Raw genomic sequence first — 19,794 nt, 5'->3', positions numbered from 1 at the left:
CCCGCTTCCCGCCGGCAGCGCACATTGGGGCGGCACCGGCTTTTCCACAGGCCGAAGCGGCGCTATGGGGCGGCATGGACTCCAGCGCCCCCGGCCCCGATTATGGCCGTGCCTTCGCCCAGGCGATCGATCGCCTCCATGCCGAGGGCCGTTACCGCGTCTTCATCGACATCCTGCGCAACAAGGGCGCCTTCCCCAACGCGCGCTGCTTCGCCGGGCATAACGGGCCGAAGCCGATCACGGTGTGGTGCTCGAACGATTATCTGGCGATGGGCCAGCATCCCAAGGTGATCGCGGCGATGGAGGAGGCGCTGCACGATGTCGGCGCGGGCTCGGGCGGTACCCGCAACATCGGCGGCAACACCCATTATCACGTCGATCTGGAGGCCGAACTCGCCGATCTTCACGGCAAGGAAGCCGCGCTGCTGTTCACCAGCGGCTATGTCTCGAACGAGGCGACGTTGGGCACGCTGGGCAAGATCCTCCCCGGTCTGATCATCTTTTCGGACGAGTTGAACCACGCCTCGATGATCGCGGGCATCCGCAATTCGGGGTGCGAGAAGCGCATCTTCCGCCATAACGATCTCGCGCATCTCGAGGCACTGCTCGCCGAGGCCGATCCGGCCGCGCCCAAGCTGATCGCGTTCGAAAGCGTTTATTCGATGGAAGGCGATGTCGCGCCGATCGCCGAGATTTGCGACCTGGCCGATCGCTTCAACGCGCTGACCTATCTCGACGAGGTCCACGCCGTCGGCATGTACGGCGTGCGCGGCGGCGGCATTTCGGACCGCGACGCGGTCGCCAACCGGCTGACGATCATCGAGGGGACGCTGGGCAAGGCATTCGGGGTGATGGGCGGCTATATCGCCGCCGATCGGGTGATCGTCGACGTGATCCGCTCTTACGCGCCGGGCTTCATTTTCACCACCTCGCTCTCGCCGGTGCTGGTCGCGGGCGCCTTGGCGAGCGTGCGCCACCTGAAGGCGTCGAGCGAAGAGCGCGAGGGGCAGCAGGCGGCGGCGGCGATGCTGAAGCGGCTGTTTCGCGAGGCCGGGCTGCCGGTGATGGACTCGACCACGCACATCGTGCCGCTGATGGTGGGTGATCCGGTGAAGGCGAAGCGGATCAGCGACGTGCTGCTGGCCGAATATGGCGTGTACGTCCAGCCGATCAATTTCCCGACCGTGCCGCGCGGCACCGAACGGCTGCGCTTCACGCCAGGCCCGGCGCATGACGAGGCGATGATGCGCGAGCTGACGGCGGCGCTGGTCGAAATCTGGGACCGGCTGTCGCTGAAGCTCGCGGCCTAGAGCGGCTTTCGATCCGATAAAATCGGATCGCCGCTCCAGGCTTTTGTTTATCCGCGCTTTCCGAGCCGGCAGGTGATACCGCCTGCCTCGAAATCGCGCTAGGCGCTTCCCACCGCTTACGAACCCGTGTCGCCCTCGGGCGTGCCCGCCGCGGCGGCGGCCTTGCGCACCGCATCGACATCGGCGCCGGAATCGATCAGCGCGATCAGCTTCGAGGCCGGGTTGTCCGCCCCACCATGCGGGTTCGCGGCGACCGGGGCGAGCGCGGTGCGCGCGGCGGCGAGATCGCCCGCGCGCAGCTTCTCGTAAGCTAGCATCACCCGTGGCCCATCGGCCTGCGGTACCAACGCGACCGCTTCCTCCAACCCCTTGATCGCACTCGCATTCGGTGTTTCGCCGAGCGGCGCGAAGGTCGAATAGAACAGCACGAACGGATAGGCGTAATTGGGATCGGCGCGGTTGGCCTTCACGAACCAGCGCCGCGCCGCCTTCCAATGATCGCGCGCCGTATCATCCTTGGCGGCCCGCGCCCGGCGCGCCTCGATCGAGCCCTTGTAGACGAGTGCATCGACATTGCTGGGCTCGGCGGCGAGCACCCGGTCGCACGCGGCCTCGGCCTCGGCCAGGTTACCCGCGTCGAACTCCATTTCGGCGAGCACGCGCTGCACCCAGCGATGCTCGGGATAGCGCGCCGCGATCGCGCGCGCCGGGGCGATCAGCGCCTTGGCCTGCTCGTCATTCACGCCCGCGGTCGAGCGGATGCGCAGCGGCATCATCGCCGCCTCGCCCGGATCGAGCGCGCGCAGCGAGACGGGCAGCGGCTTCAGCTTGTCGCCGGCGATCACCACCGCGCGCAGCTTGCCTTCGCGGTAGCGATCGAGCTCGCGGTTGAGCTGGCGCAGATCGCCGAACACCGCCTTGGCCGCGTCCATCGCCGGCACGCCCTTGTTCACCTGCGCCATGAATTTGTCGAACTGGCCTGGCCGTTTGCCGCCGAGCAGCAGATAATGGATCAACAGCCAGCCCCGGGCGTATTTCTGATCGTTCGCCTCGGCGTCGAGCTTGCGGGTGTCGGTCGCGATCAGATCGGTGACGCTCATCGGCAGATCGGTCAGGATCGAATAGGCGCGCGCATTGTTGGCCGCCCCCATCACCACATCGCCATTGGGCTGGAAGCGCGCCACCGAAAAGAACTCGGCGAGGCCTTCGCCCGCCCAGCCGGGATAATAGCCGCTGCTGCTGCTGAGGATCGCGTGGTGGGTATATTCGTGGAACAGCACCAGCTGGGCGTTGAAAAATTGATCGTCGCCATCGGTCTCGCGCGGGGTGATCGCGATCGGCCCCTCGACGCGGGGGATGTAGAAGCCCGCGACCGAGCCGGCGCCTTTGCCGTGGAGCTTCACCACCGCGTCCTGATCGCGCACGACATAGATCGTCACCCGGTCGCCCGGGGTGCCGGGGGTCGCGGGCAGGTTCAGCCCTTGGCGCAGCGCCGCATCGAAGCGTTCGAGCCGATCGGCGAATTGCTGCATCTTGGCGCGCGGCAGATCGCCATAGATCACGAAATGGGCGTTGCTCGCCTCGAACCACTCCGCCCGGGCGGGCGACATGAGCCCGAGCAGCACCACCGCCAAAGCCCACCAACGCATCGTCGCTTCTCCGCCCGTTCTCCACCAACTCTATGAAAAAGCGGGGAGTTGTGAAGGGGCAATCAGCCGAAGGCGGCGATCGCGAGCGTCACGAGCCCCAAACCGAGCGATAAAGGCACACGCAGCGCGAGCCACCAATCAGGCGCCAGCCGCGCGCGGGCGAGGCGCCAATCGACGCCGAGCGCGGCGATGAGCGCCACCCCCAGCACGATCAGCGACGGGCCGGGCCAGGGCCGCCCTTCGGACCAGGGGACCGCGCTCGCCAGCGCGACGAGCGAGGGGACCACCGCCGCCACCCATAGCCAGGCGGGCGGCGCCTCGGCGCGGGCGGCGAGGCCCCACCACAGCCCGCCGAGGAACGACAGGATCAGCGCGGCATAGGCGTATGCGAGCGTCAGCGCCTGGAAGTGATGCGCGCGATCCCCGCTCAGCACGATCGCGAGTGCCGCTAGTTGCGGCAACAGCCCGGCAAGGCCGAGCCAACGGGGCAGCGGAGGCGGGCTCATGCGAGGGTGATGCTGGTGTCGTAGCCGGGGACGGGGAGAGGTTCGGTGAAGCGGATGACCACCCTTTTCCCATAACCCTCAAGATTCGGTTCGGTGAAAACGTGAGTCACCTCCGCCGTTACGTCCATCACCCAATATTGTCCGATGCCGGCACGCGCATAATCCTGTGCCTTCCAGCCCAAGTCGCGGCTTAGGGTGGTGTCGGCGACTTCGATGGCCAGGGATACCGCCCTGGCAGGCAGCTGGCCCTCGGGCAGCGGGCCGGGCACTGCCAGGACAATATCGGGCGCCAAAACGGACGTGTCGTCGAGCGCGACCATCGGATCAACCAGCAGCAGCGCATCCTTACCCAGCGCTGCATAAAGCGCGCCGGTTACCAATGCGACGCGCCTGCTATGAGCGACGTAAGCCGGCGACATCCTGACGATCTTTCCCCGAACCAACTCGACCCGCATATCCGCGAACGCCCCGCAGCCGACCATCATCGCGAACTCGGCGGCGGTGAAGCCCTCGGTGTCCCGCTCGGGAGCGGATAGGGTGGAAGGCTTGTTCATGGCGCCATAGATAGCACCCCCGCCCACCGTCACCAAGCTCAGCTCAGCCGCCCGGCCCAGGCATAGCCGCGATACAGCGGCGTGAAGCGCGCGGTCAGCCCGGCGCCGGCGGCCACCTCATCGAGCACCTTGGGCAGCGCCGCGCGGGGCGTCACGTCGAACTGGCCTAGCCACGCGAAGAGCAGCGCCTTGAACGCCCCCGGCAGCCGCTCCTGCTGGCCGAAATCGACCACGTCGAGCCGCCCGCCGGGCGCCAGCTTCCCCGCCCCCTCGCGCAGGGCGCCCGTCCAATCGGGGATCATCGAAAGCGTATAGCTCTGGAAAATCCGGTCGAAGCGTTCGACACCGAACAGCGCCGGCGCGTCGAACGCGGTCGCGTCGCCCTGGGCGAGCGTGATCCGGTCGGCGAGGCCCGCCTTGGCCACGCTCGCCCGCGCGGTCTCGAGCATCGCTTCGGAAATATCGATCCCGAAATAGCGCGCCTGGGGGAAGCGGCGCGCGGCGGCGATCAGGTTGCGCCCGGTGCCGCAGCCAATCTCCAGCACCGTGCCCCCCGGCGGCGGCGCGAGTTCGGCGATCAGCCGGTCGCGCCCCAGCAGATAATATTTGCGCGTCAGGTCATAGATGTGGCGCTGGCTGCGATAGATCGCATCCATGTGCCCCGCGTGATCGCCCGCCATCAGTCCTTCAGCACGTAAAGATGGACGCCGCCATAGATCGAGCTGCGATCGCGCCGGGTGTAATCGAGCGACTCCTCGGCGTGGTAATCCCAGCGGCCTAGCACCGCGTCGGGCACGCGGCCCGGCAGGATCGTCGGCGCGCCGGCGGTGCGGAACAGCACGCGCGCGCCCGGCTTGGCGGTGCGGGTGATCTCGGTCCACAGGCTGGTGAGGATCTCGTCGGTCATCCAGTCCTGCGCGTCGAGCAGCACGTAGCGATCGCGCGAGGCATCGGGGCAGGTCTTCAGATATTCGATGAAATTGGCGTGGCGCACTTCGACGCGCGGCGCGCGCTCGCGCACCGCCTGGTAGTTCGCCGCCTGGAGATAGGGCGGTAGCGAGGCATCGGGTGCATCCTGATAGCCGCGGCCGAATGCCTGCCAGGCGAAGTAATTCTCGCGCAGATCGAAATCGCAGGCGAGCTTTTCTAGCCGCTCGCGCAGGACGACCGCCATCTTCGAATCGCCGGCCAGCGCCTCGTACTGCGCGGGCGGGATGCCGAGCCCGAACAGCGAGGCGGGCTGATCGGTGAGCCAGCGGACGAACGCCTTGTCGAAGATCGGGGCGAATTCGCGGTCGAAAATCTCGCGCTGCTCTTCGCGCGAGTTGGCGCGCAGGATCACCTTGGGGTTCACCCCGTTCAACCGCGCGAGCAGGTGCGCGGCGCCGATGAAGCTGCCGAGCAGCCCCTGCTTGTACACCCCCCGGGTGAAGCCCGAGATGCGCCGCCGGCCGATCAGATCGCGGCCTTCCCAATAGCGCCGCGTCGTATCGTCGAGATAGGGGCGGACATAGCGGCGATAGGCGCCGATATTCTCCTTGGTGTTCGCCCGCCCGAAGAAGCGGTGGAAATGCGCGTAATCGGGCAGATGCCGCGCGGCGGCGAGCTTCAGCCTGTTGAGCGCGATATGCGCGGTGTTGAGATCGACCGCGGTGATCGCCTTGGGATTGGCGGTGAGATAGCTGAGCACGTTGCACCCGCCCGAGGCGATCTGGACGATGTGGCAATCGGGGGTAACGGCGAGCGCCTCCAGATCGACCGCCGGGTCTTCCCAAATTTGCGCATAGACCAGCCCGCGGAACGCGAAAGTGAAGGTCCGTTCCAGAATGCCCTGTTTGCTCAAATGTTCGTGGCGGATCACCGCGCTGCGAACGGCGCGGTTGCGCGGGGCTTTCATCACCGGGTCTCCAAGGGCCAAAGAGTGCCGCCAGATACGCGAAGGGCCGCGCGGTGACAATCGCTTACGCTTACTGGCCCATGCGCTCGCTGGCGGTGGCGTGAAGGGGCCTGCCGCGGGCTAAACGGCAGGCCCCACGAGCGCCGGGGATGGGAAGGCGCTCGAGCGCGTCCGGGTGCGCTGTCGCCAGCTACGGTAACGCCAGGCCCCCGGATGCGCGCTTCGATGAAGATTTACGGCAGCAGGACGCGATCGATCACGTGGATCATGCCGTTCGACTGCGCCACGTCGGCGATGGTGATATTGGCGGTGCCGCCCTTGGCGTCGGTGACGGTATAGCCCTTGGCGCCCTTCTTGAAAGTGAGCGTGCCGCCCTGGACGGTGGTGTAGGTCGCCTGGCCATCGGCCTTCACCTTGGCCGCGATTTCACCCGCCGCGATCCGGCCGGGGACGACGTGATAGGTGAGCACGGCGGTCAGCTGATCCTTGTTCTCGGGCTTCAGCAGCGTGTCGACGGTGCCGGCGGGGAGCTTGGCGAAGGCGGCGTTGGTCGGCGCGAACACGGTGAACGGGCCGGGGCTCGACAGCGTATCGACCAGCCCCGCCGCCTTCACCGCGGCGACGAGCGTGGTGTGGTCCTTCGAGTTGACCGCGTTCTGGACGATCGTCTTGGTGGGGTACATCGCCGCGCCGCCGACCATCGGGTTCTTGGCGAGCGCCAGGCCGCCGGCCGAAAGCCCAAGCGTCGTCACGGCCGCGGCGAAGGTCGCCGCGCGCAGAATATTCTTCATCGGATTGCCTCCAAAGTGCGGGAGCACCGTCAAGCGGTGCCGGGCACAGCTACGGCGCCGGACGCGGCGCGGATGGACGCGCGGTACGCTCGCCGACCTTCGGTGACGCTTCAGGGCGTGGCCGAGCTTCCCGGGCTGCTCACCGCCGCCATGTTGCCGGGGCCGTGATAGGCGATGATGCTCGCCACCACCTGCTGCATCAGCGCCTGGCGCTCGGCGATCGGGCGGCGGGTGTCGCCGATCATCACCGCCAGCGTATAGCTGCGGCCATCGGGCGCCGTCAGGATGCCGACATCGTTATAGCCGGCGGTGCGCGAGAGCAGATCCTGGCCGGTGCCCGTCTTGTGGCCAAAGCTCCAGCCCGGCGGCACCGCGCCGCGCAGCCGCATCCGCCCGGTCTTGGACGATTCCATCGTCGCGATCAGATAGCCGGTGGTGAACGGGCGCAGCAATTGCCCCTGCTTCAGCCGGGAAAGCGCGGTCGCGATCGCGGCCGGGGCGGCGCCATCGGGCGGATCGGCGACATAGGCGTCGAGCGCGGCGCTGCGTGCCTCCAGCGGCAGCGCGGCGCGGGCGCGGATGAAGCCGTTGTTGAAGGCAAAATCCGGTTGCCATTGCAGCCCGGCGGTCTGCGCCTGGAGCAGCCGCTCGCCGGGGCCGAAGCGGATATTGCCGAGCGCCTTGCGCGCGATGAAGCCGCGCACCGCCTCGGGGCCACCGACGAAGCGCAGCAGCCGATCATTGGCGGTGTTGTCGCTCTGCGTCAGCGCGCGCTGGAGCAGATCGCCGACCGTGGTATCGAAGCCCTGGCCGGGCTTCACCATCGCCGCGATCGGCTGGTGAAACAGCGTCAGATCCTCGCGCGTCACCTTCACCGGCGTGTCGAGCGTGAAGCGGCCGGCGTCGATCCCGTCGAGCACCGTCATCGCCACCCACAGCTTCGAGACGCTCTGCTGCGGCAGCCGGACATCGCCATTGGCCGAGAGCAGCCAGCCCTGATCGACACTTGCGACCGCGACGCCGACCTTCCCCTGGAACTGGCGGACGAGCAGCTGCACCGAATTCTGCAGGCCAGCGGGCGGCGGCACCAGTCGGGGCGCGGGCGGCACCGGGGTGACCGTCGCCAGCGTCGGCGCGCTCGCCATGCCGGCGGCGGGGATCAGCCGCGCGGCCTCGGTCGTCTGGCAGCCGGCGAGCACGATCGCCGCCACCGCGGTGCCGAGCAGCGCGCGGTGATTGCGCGCGTCAATCTCCTGCCGTTTCAAGACGATGCGTTCCATGTGGCGCCATCATGCGGGAGGGCGCCTTACGGGACTATAGATAGGATTCCGCGGCTGCGACGAAAGACCGTTTTTCTGCGGTGAGTCGATCGCGCGCCGGAAACTCGCTGCGAACAAGTCAAGCGCTATATCGCCCGTTGCGCTCAGTGCGCCATCACCATGGGCGCGCCGCCGCTCTCGACCGGCTCGATCCGGGGGATCAGCAGGTGGAGCAGCGTCAGCGCGATCAGATAGCTCGACGCGCAGATCGCGAGCGCGGGCGCATAGCCCCATCCCCATTCGATCGCGCGCGCCTGGAACTGGATCATCCCGATCGAGCCGAGATTGCCGCAGAACGCCGCGATCCCGATCGTCGTCCCCACCGCGCGCGCGGGGACGATATCGGTGGTGACGCCGAACACATTGGTCGAAAAGCCCTGATGCGCGAACAGCCCCAGCCCCAGCACCAGCGCCGCCGCCCAGGGATCGGTGATCGACTGGACGAAGGCGATCGGCAGCACCAGCAGCGCGTAGAGCAGCATGGTCGTCTTGCGCGCGCGGTTGGTGGTCCATCCGCGCGCGAGCAGCCGCGCCGGCAGCGCCCCGCCGGTGAGCGCGCCGGCCGCTGCCATCGCATAGACGAGCACCAAGGGTAGCCCCAACTGGCCCTGCTTCATCGCGAACAGGCGGTGGAACAGATCGGGCAGCCAGAGCAGCATGAAGAACCACACCTGGTCCGACAGCACCTTGGCGACCGCGATCGCGAGCGTGGTGCGCGACCGCGCGACCTCGATCCAGCGCACCGGCGCGGGCGCGACCGCATCCTGCGCGACCGGGCGGACGCGGATCGTGAACCACAGCGCCACCCACACCAGCCCCAGCCCGCCCGCGAGCAGGAACGCCGCCTGCCAGCCAAACGCCACCGCGAGCGGCGGGATCAGCGCCGGGGTGACGATCGCGCCGAAATTGGGCGCGGTGTTGCCGATGCCGAGCGCCAATTGCCGCTCGCGCTGATCGAAATAGGTGGCGGCGGTCTTCACGGCGGCGGGTGTGCCGACCGATTCGGCGATCCCCAGCACCGCGCGCGCGGTGATGAACCCCACCACCCCGGTCGCGAGCGCGTGCGCCATCCCGGCGAGGCTCCACACCGCGACCCCGAGCGCGAACCCCCAGCGCAGCCCGACGCGATCGATGAACCAGCCGGTGCCGAGGAACGCGAAGGCGGTCGCGAACTGGAAGGCGCTGCCCATGTTCGCATAGTCCCGCTCGGACCAGTTGAACGCCGCTTCCAGCGTGGGTTTGAGCAGTGCCAATATCTGGCGATCGACATAATTGAGGGTGACGGCGGCGAACACCATCGCCACGATCAGCCAACGCGCGGCGCCCGATCCTTCGCTCAACACCCTCTCCCCGATTTTTCCGCCAACGTTGTCAGCTTGCGCTTGGCTTGGCTAGGGTGCGGTTCAACAAGTTGAACCGCGCGGTACCGGCCCGCTCCCCCACCCGACCACCCAACGGCAGTATCATCTGGGTGGTCGGGTGGGGGAGCGGGCCGGTACCGGATCCACGCAAGTGGATCACTCACGATGCTCAACTGGCAGGAGCGACGATGCAAGCAAATCCGCCTGGGGAGGGCGACAAGCGCCGCTTGCCGATGGCGGCGGACCTGTTCGGCGATATCGAGCCGACACCGCGCGAAGGCTGGCGCGATTATGTGCCCGGCCTGGTCGTCGCCGGGGCGGGGACGGCGGCGGCGGGGTTCATCGCCGATCATTATCACGCGCCGCTCACGCTGATGGCGCTGCTGATCGGGCTCGCGCTCAATTTCCTGTCGGCCGACGCGCGGCTGCACGCGGGGCTCGGCTTCGCCTCGCGCGCGCTGCTGCGCTGGGGAATTGTGCTGATCGGCGTGCGCGTCACCTTCGCGCAGATCGTCGCGCTCGGCCCCACCGCGTTGCTGTGCGTGGTGGTGACGGTGGCGGCGGTGATCGGCAGCGGGGTGATCGCCGCGCGGCGCTTCGGGTTTTCGAGCGCGTTCGGGGTGCTCGCGGGGGGCGCGGTCGCGATTTGCGGCGCGTCGGCGGCGCTTGCCATCGCGACGACCTTGGGCGAGCGACGGATCAACCAGGGGCAGCTGACGCTGGTGCTGGTCGGCATTTCGGCGATGAGCGCGCTCGCGCTGGTGCTCTACCCCAGCCTTGCCCAGCTGATGATGCTGAGCGACGTGAAGGCGGGCTATATGCTCGGCGCGTCGATCCACGATGTCGCGCAGACCCTGGGCGCGGGCTATGCTTATTCGCCCGGCGCCGGGCAGAATGCGGCCATCGTGAAGCTCACCCGGGTTGCGCTGCTCGCCCCCGTTCTCGGGGTGATCGCGTTGTTCTTCAAGGGCGAGGGCAGCGGCCCCAAGGCCGGGGTGCCGTGGTTCGTGATCGGCTTTTTCGTGCTGGCGGGCGTCAACTCGCTGGTGCCGCTGCCGCGCATGGTGACGATCGGGGCGGAAGGACTGGCGGGAGCGATGCTGGCGACCGCGGTGACGGCGACTGCGATCCGCTCCCCGATGCGCCAGCTGATGGAAGGCGGCGCGCGGCCGCTCTACGTGATCGCGAGCGCGACCTTGGTGGCATTGGCGCTCGCGACCGGGGCTGCATTGTGGCTGGTGGGGTGAAGGACTCCTTACGAGCGGGCGTTGGCGCGAAGCGATGACGGCACAGCGCACGCGCCAGCGCGCCTGCTATCGTTTTCTTCCCCGGCGAAGGCCGGGGCCCAGCGGTGCGCCGCTTCGGACGTGGCGCTTTCCCTACCACCGCCACGATGCTGGGCCCCGGCCTTCGCCGGGGAAGCAGGTTTCAAGGGAAAGCGCGCGCCGTTCGATAGGTGGTTCTAGGTTCGAAGTCTGCTCGCTGTCGATAGAGCATCATCAGTCGAGATAGCATTCTCGTTAAGCCCCTCCCCTTTAGGGGAGGGGTTGGGGTGGGGGCAGTTAACAAGCGCCGCGCTCGGCATACAGCCGCCACCTCCCAACCAGTTGCAGGTCGGATCGTCCCCCGGACGATCCTAAACCGTGCGGGGCACGGTTTACCTGCAACTCCCCTGAAGGGGAGGAGGAGCAGACCAAGTCGATCATGCTCAGCAGGGATAACGCTTGGTCATCAGGCCCACCCAGGCCTGCTTCACGCTCAGCTTGCGCTGCGCGGGCGGCAGGGCGCGGAATTCCTTGATGATCTCGTCGCTGGTGATCCCGGTCTTGCCGACGGGCGGCGGGCAGCTGCTCGGTTTCTTGCCGGCGGCGGCGTCGCGCGCGAGATCGGCGCGATAGGCGGCGCCCGCCGCCTTCACCTCGTCACGCAGCAGCGCGATGTCGGGCGAGGCGAGCGCGAGCACGCCCTGCGCCTTCAGCGCGTCGGCCTTGTTGAGGAATTCCTGCACCGTCATCGCCTGCGCGGCGACGGGCAGCAGGATCGCGGTGACGGCGAACAGCTTGGTAATCAGGCGCATCATTCTCTCCCCAATGATTGGCGCGGGCGCGGATAGCGGCACAGCATGGCGGCAAAAGGGCGGCGGGCTCAGCGTGCGCAGGGGAATTTTTCCCGCAGGAAACGCCCGATCACTTCGTTCAGGCTTTGCGCTTGCTCGGCCTCGGGGCGGGCGCGGAGCCAGCCATTGACTGTGTTCCAGTCGAGCTGCTGTTGCCCGGGGGGCGGCAAGCAGGCCGCAGGGGGGCGACCGGCGGCGAGATCGGCGTTATGGGCGGCGCGGCCCGCCGCGAGGGCCGTGGCCACATCCGCATATAGGGCTTTGAAGGCCGCCGATTCCAGGTCCACCGGCCCTTGCGCCGCCAGGGCGCGTTGGCGCGCGAGCCATTGGCCGAGCGTCGGCGGCGCTGCCTGCGCGACCGCCGCCGAAGCGACGAAGGCGGCCAGCGCCGCCAAAATGATCTTCTTCATGAACACCTCCGCCGGGGTTCATTGCGGTATCACAATGAACCCCGGCTGAAGCGGTCAGGCGCCTTGTGGGCTCGGCGAGCCGAACGGCCCCGGGCGCCGCGTCTTGGGCACCGAGGTGCCGATCGCCGGCAGCGTCGGCTTGTTCGCGTTCGGATCGGGGCGATCGATATTGCCGCCGCCGATCAGCCGCTTGATCTCCTCGCCGGTCAGCGTCTCATATTCGAGCAGCGCGTTGGCGATGGTGTGGAGCTGATCGATATGATCGGTCAGCAGCTGCCGTGCACGGCTCAGCCCCTGCTCGACGAAGCGCTTCACCTCGGCGTCGATCAGCCGCGCGGTTTCGTCCGACATCGGCTTGGCGCGTGCCATGCTATAGCCGGTGAAGCTGTCCTCGCTCTCGCTGAAGTCGAGCGGGCCGACCTGGTCTGAAAGGCCCCATTTCGTCACCATCGCGCGGGCGAGGCGGGTCGCCTGCATGATGTCGTTGGAGGCGCCCGAGCTCACCTTGTCATAGCCGAAGATCAGCTCCTCGGCGACGCGCCCGCCGAACGCCACCGCCAGATCGGCGTGCATCTTGTCGCGGTGATAGCTGTAGGTGTCGCGTTCGGGCAGCGGCTGGACCATGCCGAGCGCGAAGCCGCGCGGGATGATCGTCGCCTTGTGGATCGGATCGGCGGTCGGCTCGTGCGCGAAGACCAGGGCGTGGCCCGCCTCGTGATAGGCGGTCATCCGCTTCTCGTCCTCGGTCATCACCATCGATCGGCGCTCGGCGCCCATCAGCACCTTGTCGCGCGCGTCATCGAACTCGCGCGCCGCGACGAGCCGCTTGCCGCGCCGGGCGGCGAGCAGGGCCGCCTCGTTCACCAGATTGGCGAGATCGGCGCCCGAGAAGCCCGGCGTGCCGCGCGCGATCACGCGAGCGTCTACGTCGGGCGCGAGCGGCACCTTCTTCATATGGACCTGCAGGATCTTGATCCGGCCCTCGATATCGGGGCGCGGCACCTGCACCTGGCGGTCGAAGCGGCCCGGGCGCAGCAGCGCGGGATCGAGCACATCGGGCCGGTTGGTCGCGGCGATGATGATGATGCCTTCGTTCGCCTCGAACCCGTCCATCTCGACGAGCAGCTGGTTGAGCGTCTGCTCGCGCTCGTCATTACCATTGCCGAGCCCGGCGCCGCGATGGCGGCCGACCGCGTCGATTTCGTCGATGAAGACGATGCACGGCGCCGATTTCTTCGCCTGCTCGAACATGTCGCGCACCCGGCTCGCGCCGACGCCCACGAACATCTCGACGAAATCGGAGCCCGAAATGGTGAAGAACGGCACCCCCGCCTCGCCGGCGATCGCGCGGGCGAGCAGCGTCTTGCCGGTGCCGGGCGAGCCGACGAGCAGCGCGCCCTTGGGAATCTTGCCGCCCAGGCGCGCGAACTTGGTCGGATCCTTCAGGAATTCGACGATTTCCTGCAATTCCTCGCGCGCTTCGTCGATGCCGGCCACATCATCGAACGTGACCTTGCCTTCCTTCTGGGTGAGCAGCCGCGCGCGCGACTTGCCGAAGCCCATCGCGCCGGAGCCCGAATTCTTCTGCATCTGGCGCAGCACGAAGAAGGCGATGCCGAGGAACAGCAGGAACGGCAGCGACTGGACAAGGATATACTGCCAGATCGACGGGCCTTCCTCGGGCCGGGCGGTGATCGTCACGTTCTTGCGCAGCAGTCGGTCGGTCAGCTGCGGGTCTTGCGGCGCGTAGGTGCGGAACTTGTCGCCATTGGTGAGCACGCCGGTGACGACATCGCCGGCGACGTTCACCTCGCGCACCGAGCCTTCCTCGACCTTGCCGAGGAACTGCGAATAAGCGAGTGTGTTGCTCGCCGCGCTGCTCTGCGTCCCCGTTTCGATGAGCGTGACGAACAGCGCGAGGCCGACGAGAATCGCCACCCACACCATCAGGCTCTTCATCCAGGGGTTGTTTTCGGGCTGCTTGTCGTTGTCGTTCATCGGCATCGCATGGACCTCTTCAGCGTCCAACATAGGACGCGAAGGATTAATGGCAATGGAACATCAACCGGATTGCGCCGATCCGGACAATCGGCGCGGCGGCGCTTCGGCGAATCGCCAGAGCGTGCCGACGGGGCGCGCGATCACCCCGGCCTGGGTCGCCGCCTTGCCGGCCTCCAGCGCGTCGAGCAGCGACTCGATATTGGTCGCGGCGGAAAAGGTTGGGCGGGTGATGCCACGGATCAAGCGCACTTGCTCGATCGCCCCGCGCGCGAGGCGGCGGCGGAGTTCGCGGGGAAGCTCGGCGATGTCGAGCGCCAGACTATCCTCCTCGCGCCTGACGCGCTCGCGCCAGAGCCACGCTTCGATCGCGGCGAGCGTCGCTTCGGCCTCGGCGACATGGGCCGCGCTCCGGGCGACTTGCGCGGCGTCGAGCAATGGCGTGCGGGCGAGCAGCGCGCGATATTGGGCGCGATCGAAGCGGGGATCGGCGTTGCTCGGGTCGTCGATGAAGGGAAACCTGGCGGCTTCGGCGAGCGCGCGCAGTTCGGCGCGGCGCCAGGTGAGGAGTGGGCGGAGGAGGGTGATGCCACCAAGCTCATCCCCCGGCGGGGGAGGAACTTGGCCAGCGCGCGCGATCAGATCGGCCAACGGCTGCACCGCCCGGATGCCCGCCAGCCCCGCGACGCCCGAACCCCGCGCGGCGCGCATCAGGAAGGTTTCGGCCTGATCGTCTGCATGGTGCGCGGTCGCCAATAGCGATGCCCCGCCGGCGACCGCCCAGTCGCCGAGCAGGCGATAACGCTGGCGTCGCGCCCAGTCGTGGAGATTGTCCCGCGCGCCCGGCCGGTCCGCGATCGCAAGGGTCGCGTGCGGCACCCCGGCGTCTTCGCACCAGCGCGTGACCATCGCCGCTTCGTTGGCGCTCTCCGCGCGCAAGCCGTGATCGACCGTCGCCGCGATCACCTGGCCCGGAAACGCCGCCGCCGCGAGCGCAAGCAGCGCCATGCTGTCCGGACCGCCCGACACCGCCACCCCCAGCCGCCGATCCGCCAGCGGCCCGACGAGCGCGGTCAGATCGGCGCGGAGCCGCTCGACCGCCAGAGAGTCGAGGCCGGTCAGGGCTTGCACTTCTCCGCCGCGCGCCCGCGCGCGACATCGGCCTTCAGCTGCGGCGTCAGCTTGGCGGCGTACACTTCCTCCAGCTCCGCATAGACCTTGCAGATATCGGCCGAGGGCTTGCCGAGCTTCTTGAGCGCGACCGTCAGGTAATAAAGGCTGTCGGGCGTACGCTCGCCTTCGGGGAATTTCTGATAGTTGGTCAGGAAAGCGCGTGCCGCTTGCTGCGGCTGGTTATCGTCCAGATAGGCGCGGCCGAGCAGATTCTGCGCCCAGCTGGCGCGGCGGTGCTTGGGATATTTCGCCACCACATCGCCCAGCTGCGTCTCGGCCTCGGCATAATATTTGGCCGACCACAGGCGGTAGCCATAGACATAGCCGTCCTCCGCCGGATCGCCGGTCGCGGGCTTTTCGACGGCGGCGACCGCCTTGGCGCGCGCCGGGTCGGCCGTGGCGGGCTTGGCGGGCGGCGGCGTGGTCGCGGGCGCGCCGGCCGGGGCGGTGCTCGCGCCCGTCAGCGGCGGTGGCGCGGCGGCATCTTCGATCGCCTTCAGCCGGGCATCGGTCGCGCGCTTATAGGCGGCGAAGGCATCTTCGAGCTGGCGCAGCTTATACTGGTTCTGCTCGACCTGGCCCGTCATCGTCGAGAGCTGGGTTTCGAGCGCGGCGACGCGCGCGGTCAGGTCGGCGACCGGGCTGGTCGCGGGCACGCCGGGGGCTGGGGCCGTCTGTTCGGGCGGGGTGATCTCGGGCGGGAAATATTGGCCGTTGCCGCCCGGAAACACCTTGCGCTGCACCGCGCGCATCTCGCGCTCCAGCCGGTCGACCCGGCCCTCGATCGCGCTTTGGGCATGGGCGGCGCCGCCGAGCGATACGCTGGCGAACGACAGGGTGGCGAGCAGGGCGGCGGTCCAGAAGCGCGTCATCATCAGGTCTCCCGGCCCGGCTTATAGCGCCTCGCCGGGCGCGCGCCAGCCTAGGGAAGCCGCGGCGCGGTGGCGTTGTCGCTATCCTCGGCCGCCGCGGGACGGAAGGCGGGCGGAACGCCTGCCTCAGGCGTGGCGCTCGCACGCGGTTTCGAGGGCGCCGTGGTCGCGGGGGGCGGGGCGGCGGGTGTCGCTTGCGACGTCCCCGCGACCGGCGCGGCGGCGCGCGCAAGCAGCGCCGTGGCCGAAATCTCGACATCCTTGATCGCGCGCTTGCCGTCGCCCAGCGGCGGCACGGTGCTGCCATTGACGGTGACGGTGAGCTTGTCGGGCCGGCCGACATTGATCATCGGCCGATCGGCCTCGGGCGGCACGTCATAGCGTTCGCCGGGCTTCAGCTCATGCTCGTAGAGCGTCTTGCCGGTCGCGTCATAGACGCGCAGCCACACCAGATCGGTGGCGGCGAGCGTGACCTGGCCGCCGGCGGGCTTGGGCGCGACCGTCTGGGTCGGCGTCGGGCGGGTGGTGGGCGCCGGCTCGGGCACCGTGATCACCGCGCTGCTGTCGCCCCGGAACCAGCCGGTGCCATACCAGATCGCGACGCCGCCGAGCAGGATCGAGGCGACCAGCGCGAGCGCGGCGGCGAGCCCCCTGGGGGGCAGGCGGCTGGGATCGCGCGGGCCGTAATCGATCCGCCGCAGCGGCACCGAGGGGGCGGCGGTGCGCGGCACGCCGTCGCCCACGCCGCGCACTTCGCGGCCGATCACCACTTCGTCCACGCCCACCGCGCGGGCATAGGCCTTGGCGAAGCCCACTGCGTAGGTGGGGGAGGGGAGCCCCGCATAATCCGCCGCCTCGATCGCCTGCAGGTGGCGGATCGGCACCCGCGTGCGCGCGGCGATCTCGGCGAGCGACAGGCCTTGCGCCTCGCGAGCCTCGCGCAATTTCTCGCCGGGGCTCTTCGCGAAGAGCGTGGGATCTGCGCCGGGCTCGGCGTCGGTCATGCGGGTCTCCGCGCGAGAAAGCTGATGGCAGGATTTCGCAAGGCTTGTTTCAAAGCGGTTTGGCCCTGTCAACGCGCGGGACCGCGCCCCGCCCATGGAATCAGCTCAATTCAACGCCATTCGCCTGTCCCCAGGCGCGCAGCGTGCCCCGCAGGTCGCGTGGCGGGGCGGCGAGCAGCCGCGCCAGCTCGGCGGTGAGCGCGCCGTGATCGAGCGAGCGGATCATCGCCTTGATCGGCCCGACCGCCGCCGGGGTGATCGACAGCCGATCGATCCCCAGCCCGATCAGCGCCATCGCCTCCAGCGTGCGCCCGCCCATCTCGCCGCACACCCCCAGATCGACGCCATGCGCGCGCACCTGGCCGACGACGCGGGCGAGGAAGCGCAGGATCGACGCGCTCAGCCAGTCGTAACGCTCGGCGAGCTTGGGGTTGGCGCGGTCGGCGGCGAACAGGAACTGCGTCAGGTCATTGGTCCCCACCGACAGGAAATCGAGCCGGGGGAGCAGCAGGTCGAGCGTTTCGGCCAGCGCCGGCACTTCGAGCATGCAGCCATAGCGGATCGCGCTCGGCAGCTTGCGCCCGCGCTCGGCGACCCAGCGATACTGCGCCTCGAACAGGTCGCGTGCCTGCTCATATTCCCAGGGCTCGCTCACCATCGGGAACATCACATGGAGCGTGCGGCCCGCCGCCGCCTCGATCAGCGCGCGCGCCTGGACCTTCATCAGTCCGTCACGTTCGAGCGCGAGCCGCAGCGCGCGCCAGCCCATCGCCGGATTCTCCTCCTCGCCCGATTCGTCGCGCAGATAAGGGAGCACCTTGTCGCCGCCGATATCGACCGTGCGGAACACCACCGGCTTGTCGCCCGCCGCGTCGAGCACGTCGCGGTACAGCCGCTGCTGGCGCTCGCGCTGCGGGAGCGTGGCGGAGACGAGGAACTGGAATTCGGTGCGGAACAGCCCGATCCCGTCGGCGCCGGTCAGCTCCACCGCGCCGACATCGTCGCGCAGGCCGGCATTCACCATCACCGTGATCCGCTTGCCGTCGCGCGTCGTCGGCGGCAGCTCGCGCAGCGCGGCGAACGAGGCGCGGCGCTTCTGAGTGAAGAGCAGCTTCGCGGCGAAGCCCTCCTCGATCGCGGGCGTCGGCCGCGCGAAGGCGGTCCCCTCGGTCACGTCGAGCAGCAGCAGATCGCCTTCGGCGACCAGCCGGCGAATGTCGCGCACCCGCCCCAGCACCGGCACCCCCATCGCGCGGGCGACGATCGTCACATGCGCGGTGAGCGAGCCTTCCTCCAGGATCACGCCCTTCAGCCGCCGGCGATCATATTCCAGCAGCTCGGCCGGCCCCAGGTTGCGCGCGATCAGGATCGAATCCTGCCGCAGCCCCATCTGCGCGGCGGTGCCCATCTGGCCCGAGACGATCCGCAGCAGCCGGTTGGAGAGATCCTCCAGATCGTGCATCCGCTCGGCGAGCAGCGGATCGTCGATCTGGCGCATCCGCATCCGGGTGCGCTGCTGGACGCGCTCGATCGCCGCCTCGGCGGTCAGGCCGGCGTCGATCGCCTCGTTGATCCGGCGCGACCAGCCTTCGTCATAGGCGAACATCTTGTACGTCTCGAGCACTTCCTCATGCTCGCCGCCGACGCCGAACTCGGCCTGCGCCGCCATCCGCTCGATCTGCTCGCGCATCTTGGCGAAGGCGGCATAGACGCGGTGGCGCTCGGTCTCGATATCCTCGGCGACGGTATGCTCGATGGTGATGCGCGGCTGGTGGAACACCGCGACCCCGCGCGCCATCCCCTCGACCAGTTTCAGCCCGGTGATCCGCTTGGCGTTTTGCGGGGTGGCGCGGGTGGGGCCGGCGGCGCCATCGATCAGATCGGCGTTGGCGATCAGCTCGGCGAGCACCATCGCCACCGTCTGCAGCGCCTCCACCTCGACATCGGCATAGCGGTGCGATTCGATGTGCTGGACGCAGAGCACGCCCACCGCGCGCTCGCGGCGGATGATCGGCACCCCCGCGAAGCTGTGGAAGCGCTCTTCGCCGGTTTCGGGGCGATAAGCGAAATTGGGATGGGCGGCGGCCTCGTCGAGGTTGAGCGTCTCCACCTCCTCGGCGATCGTGCCGACCAACCCCTCGCCCGGCGCGAGCTTTGTGACATGGACCGCCGCCTGATCGAGCCCGCGCGTCGCGTAGAGTTCGAGCAGCCCCTCGCGCAGCAGATAGATCGAGCAGACCTCGCTGTTGGTGATCTCGCCGATGATCTGGACGACCTGATTGAGCTTGGCCTGGGCCGAGCTTTTCGCGGCCATCACGTCGTGCAGGCGCACCAGGATTTCGCGGGCGGCGGCGGCGGCGGTACTCGGCATGGGACAAGGCTAGCAGATGGCCGGCGACTGCGCCAATGCCCTCAGCGCAGGCGTAGATCGCCGTGCGAGACGGTCACCCGCCAGTTGAACTCGACGCGCTGGCCCTCGATCGGGCGACCGTCGCGCTTGGGCGGGGCGATCCGCAGCAGCGGCACCGCCGCCTGGATCGCGCGGCGCAGGCCGGGATAGAAGGGCACCTCGCGCAGCACCCGGCAGGCGACGCGCGCGTCGAGCGCGATCGTGCATTGCACGCGATATTCGACCTCCAGCTCCAGCTGCATCAGCTCGGGGTCGACCAACGGGAAGAATTCCTCGTCGGTCGCCTTGTGGAGCCAGCGCGGCGGGGCATAGCCGGGCAGCGCGCCGCCGCCGCGATCGAGATCATAGACCGCCTCCCCCGCCCCGGGCAGCGGCGGCGCGGCGGCGCCGGGCGTGGCCGGTGCGGCGGGGGCGGGGGCGGGCG

At 68.7% G+C, this 19,794-nt stretch carries 17 protein-coding genes and 1 pseudogene; 2 read left to right on the top strand and 16 right to left on the bottom strand.

The window, feature by feature from the left end; genetic code table 11:
- Window positions 1–74 precede the first annotated feature (74 nt).
- Window positions 75–1,310, top strand: a complete 1,236-nt coding sequence (gene hemA / locus K2X73_RS10120; RefSeq protein WP_294110489.1) for a 5-aminolevulinate synthase — start codon at window positions 75–77, stop codon at window positions 1,308–1,310.
- Window positions 1,311–1,426: 116 nt separating this feature from the next.
- Here the strand turns inward: hemA and K2X73_RS10115 are convergent, their stop codons facing one another.
- The 8 genes from K2X73_RS10115 to K2X73_RS10080 form a co-directional block, all read right to left on the bottom strand.
- Window positions 1,427–2,959: a DUF1570 domain-containing protein gene (locus K2X73_RS10115; RefSeq protein ID WP_294110487.1), complete on the bottom strand. Its 1,533-nt coding sequence runs from the start codon at window positions 2,957–2,959 to the stop codon at window positions 1,427–1,429.
- A 62-nt stretch (window positions 2,960–3,021) separates the two neighbouring features.
- Complete coding sequence (locus K2X73_RS10110; protein WP_294110486.1) at window positions 3,022–3,465, bottom strand: DUF3429 domain-containing protein; 444 nt, start codon at window positions 3,463–3,465, stop codon at window positions 3,022–3,024.
- Window positions 3,462–4,019 (bottom strand): Uma2 family endonuclease, encoded by a 558-nt coding sequence (locus K2X73_RS10105; protein WP_294110485.1) that lies wholly within the window; start codon window positions 4,017–4,019, stop codon window positions 3,462–3,464. Before K2X73_RS10105 ends, K2X73_RS10110 begins: the two co-directional genes overlap by 4 nt.
- A 38-nt stretch (window positions 4,020–4,057) precedes the next feature.
- On the bottom strand, window positions 4,058–4,699 hold the full coding sequence (locus tag K2X73_RS10100; protein WP_294110484.1) for a class I SAM-dependent methyltransferase: 642 nt from the start codon (window positions 4,697–4,699) through the stop codon (window positions 4,058–4,060).
- Window positions 4,699–5,916: a DUF3419 family protein gene (locus K2X73_RS10095; RefSeq protein ID WP_294110483.1), complete on the bottom strand. Its 1,218-nt coding sequence runs from the start codon at window positions 5,914–5,916 to the stop codon at window positions 4,699–4,701. The genes K2X73_RS10100 and K2X73_RS10095 overlap by 1 nt, the downstream gene beginning before the upstream one ends.
- Window positions 5,917–6,149: 233 nt before the next feature.
- Window positions 6,150–6,707, bottom strand: coding sequence for a fasciclin domain-containing protein (locus K2X73_RS10090; RefSeq protein ID WP_294110482.1), 558 nt, complete (start codon window positions 6,705–6,707; stop codon window positions 6,150–6,152).
- A 110-nt stretch (window positions 6,708–6,817) separates the two neighbouring features.
- Window positions 6,818–7,852, bottom strand: a complete 1,035-nt coding sequence (locus K2X73_RS10085; protein WP_294110600.1) for a serine hydrolase — start codon at window positions 7,850–7,852, stop codon at window positions 6,818–6,820.
- 278 nt (window positions 7,853–8,130) lie between these two features.
- Window positions 8,131–9,366, bottom strand: coding sequence for an MFS transporter (locus tag K2X73_RS10080; RefSeq protein WP_294110481.1), 1,236 nt, complete (start codon window positions 9,364–9,366; stop codon window positions 8,131–8,133).
- A 209-nt stretch (window positions 9,367–9,575) separates the two neighbouring features.
- Between K2X73_RS10080 and K2X73_RS10075 the strand changes: the two genes are divergently transcribed.
- Window positions 9,576–10,634, top strand: coding sequence for a putative sulfate exporter family transporter (locus K2X73_RS10075; RefSeq protein ID WP_294110480.1), 1,059 nt, complete (start codon window positions 9,576–9,578; stop codon window positions 10,632–10,634).
- Window positions 10,635–11,095: 461 nt separating this feature from the next.
- On the opposite strand, the gene K2X73_RS10070 is transcribed toward K2X73_RS10075, so the two are convergent.
- The 8 genes and pseudogenes from K2X73_RS10070 to K2X73_RS10035 all read right to left on the bottom strand — a co-directional run.
- Window positions 11,096–11,464: a hypothetical protein gene (locus tag K2X73_RS10070; RefSeq protein ID WP_294110479.1), complete on the bottom strand. Its 369-nt coding sequence runs from the start codon at window positions 11,462–11,464 to the stop codon at window positions 11,096–11,098.
- A gap of 68 nt (window positions 11,465–11,532) precedes the next feature.
- Window positions 11,533–11,913: a hypothetical protein gene (locus tag K2X73_RS10065; protein WP_294110478.1), complete on the bottom strand. Its 381-nt coding sequence runs from the start codon at window positions 11,911–11,913 to the stop codon at window positions 11,533–11,535.
- Between the two features lie 54 nt (window positions 11,914–11,967).
- Window positions 11,968–13,911, bottom strand: coding sequence for an ATP-dependent zinc metalloprotease FtsH (gene ftsH, locus K2X73_RS10060; RefSeq protein WP_294110598.1), 1,944 nt, complete (start codon window positions 13,909–13,911; stop codon window positions 11,968–11,970).
- A 63-nt stretch (window positions 13,912–13,974) separates the two neighbouring features.
- Window positions 13,975–15,042, bottom strand: a complete 1,068-nt coding sequence (tilS, locus tag K2X73_RS10055) for a tRNA lysidine(34) synthetase TilS (protein WP_294110477.1) — start codon at window positions 15,040–15,042, stop codon at window positions 13,975–13,977.
- Window positions 15,030–15,956, bottom strand: coding sequence for a hypothetical protein (locus tag K2X73_RS10050; RefSeq protein ID WP_365980553.1), 927 nt, complete (start codon window positions 15,954–15,956; stop codon window positions 15,030–15,032). Before K2X73_RS10050 ends, tilS begins: the two co-directional genes overlap by 13 nt.
- 50 nt (window positions 15,957–16,006) lie before the next feature.
- Window positions 16,007–16,960, bottom strand: coding sequence for a helix-turn-helix domain-containing protein (locus tag K2X73_RS10045; protein ID WP_294110475.1), 954 nt, complete (start codon window positions 16,958–16,960; stop codon window positions 16,007–16,009).
- 100 nt (window positions 16,961–17,060) lie between these two features.
- Complete coding sequence (gene ptsP, locus K2X73_RS10040) at window positions 17,061–19,331, bottom strand: phosphoenolpyruvate--protein phosphotransferase (protein WP_294110474.1); 2,271 nt, start codon at window positions 19,329–19,331, stop codon at window positions 17,061–17,063.
- A 41-nt stretch (window positions 19,332–19,372) separates the two neighbouring features.
- Window positions 19,373–19,794 (bottom strand): annotated as a pseudogene (locus tag K2X73_RS10035) (hypothetical protein); the annotation flags it as partial.

Source organism: Sphingomonas sp. (genome assembly GCF_019746665.1).
Lineage (GTDB): Bacteria > Pseudomonadota > Alphaproteobacteria > Sphingomonadales > Sphingomonadaceae > Sphingomonas.
Note: the sequence above shows the minus strand (reverse complement) of the source record. Positions and strands in the feature narration are given on the sequence as shown.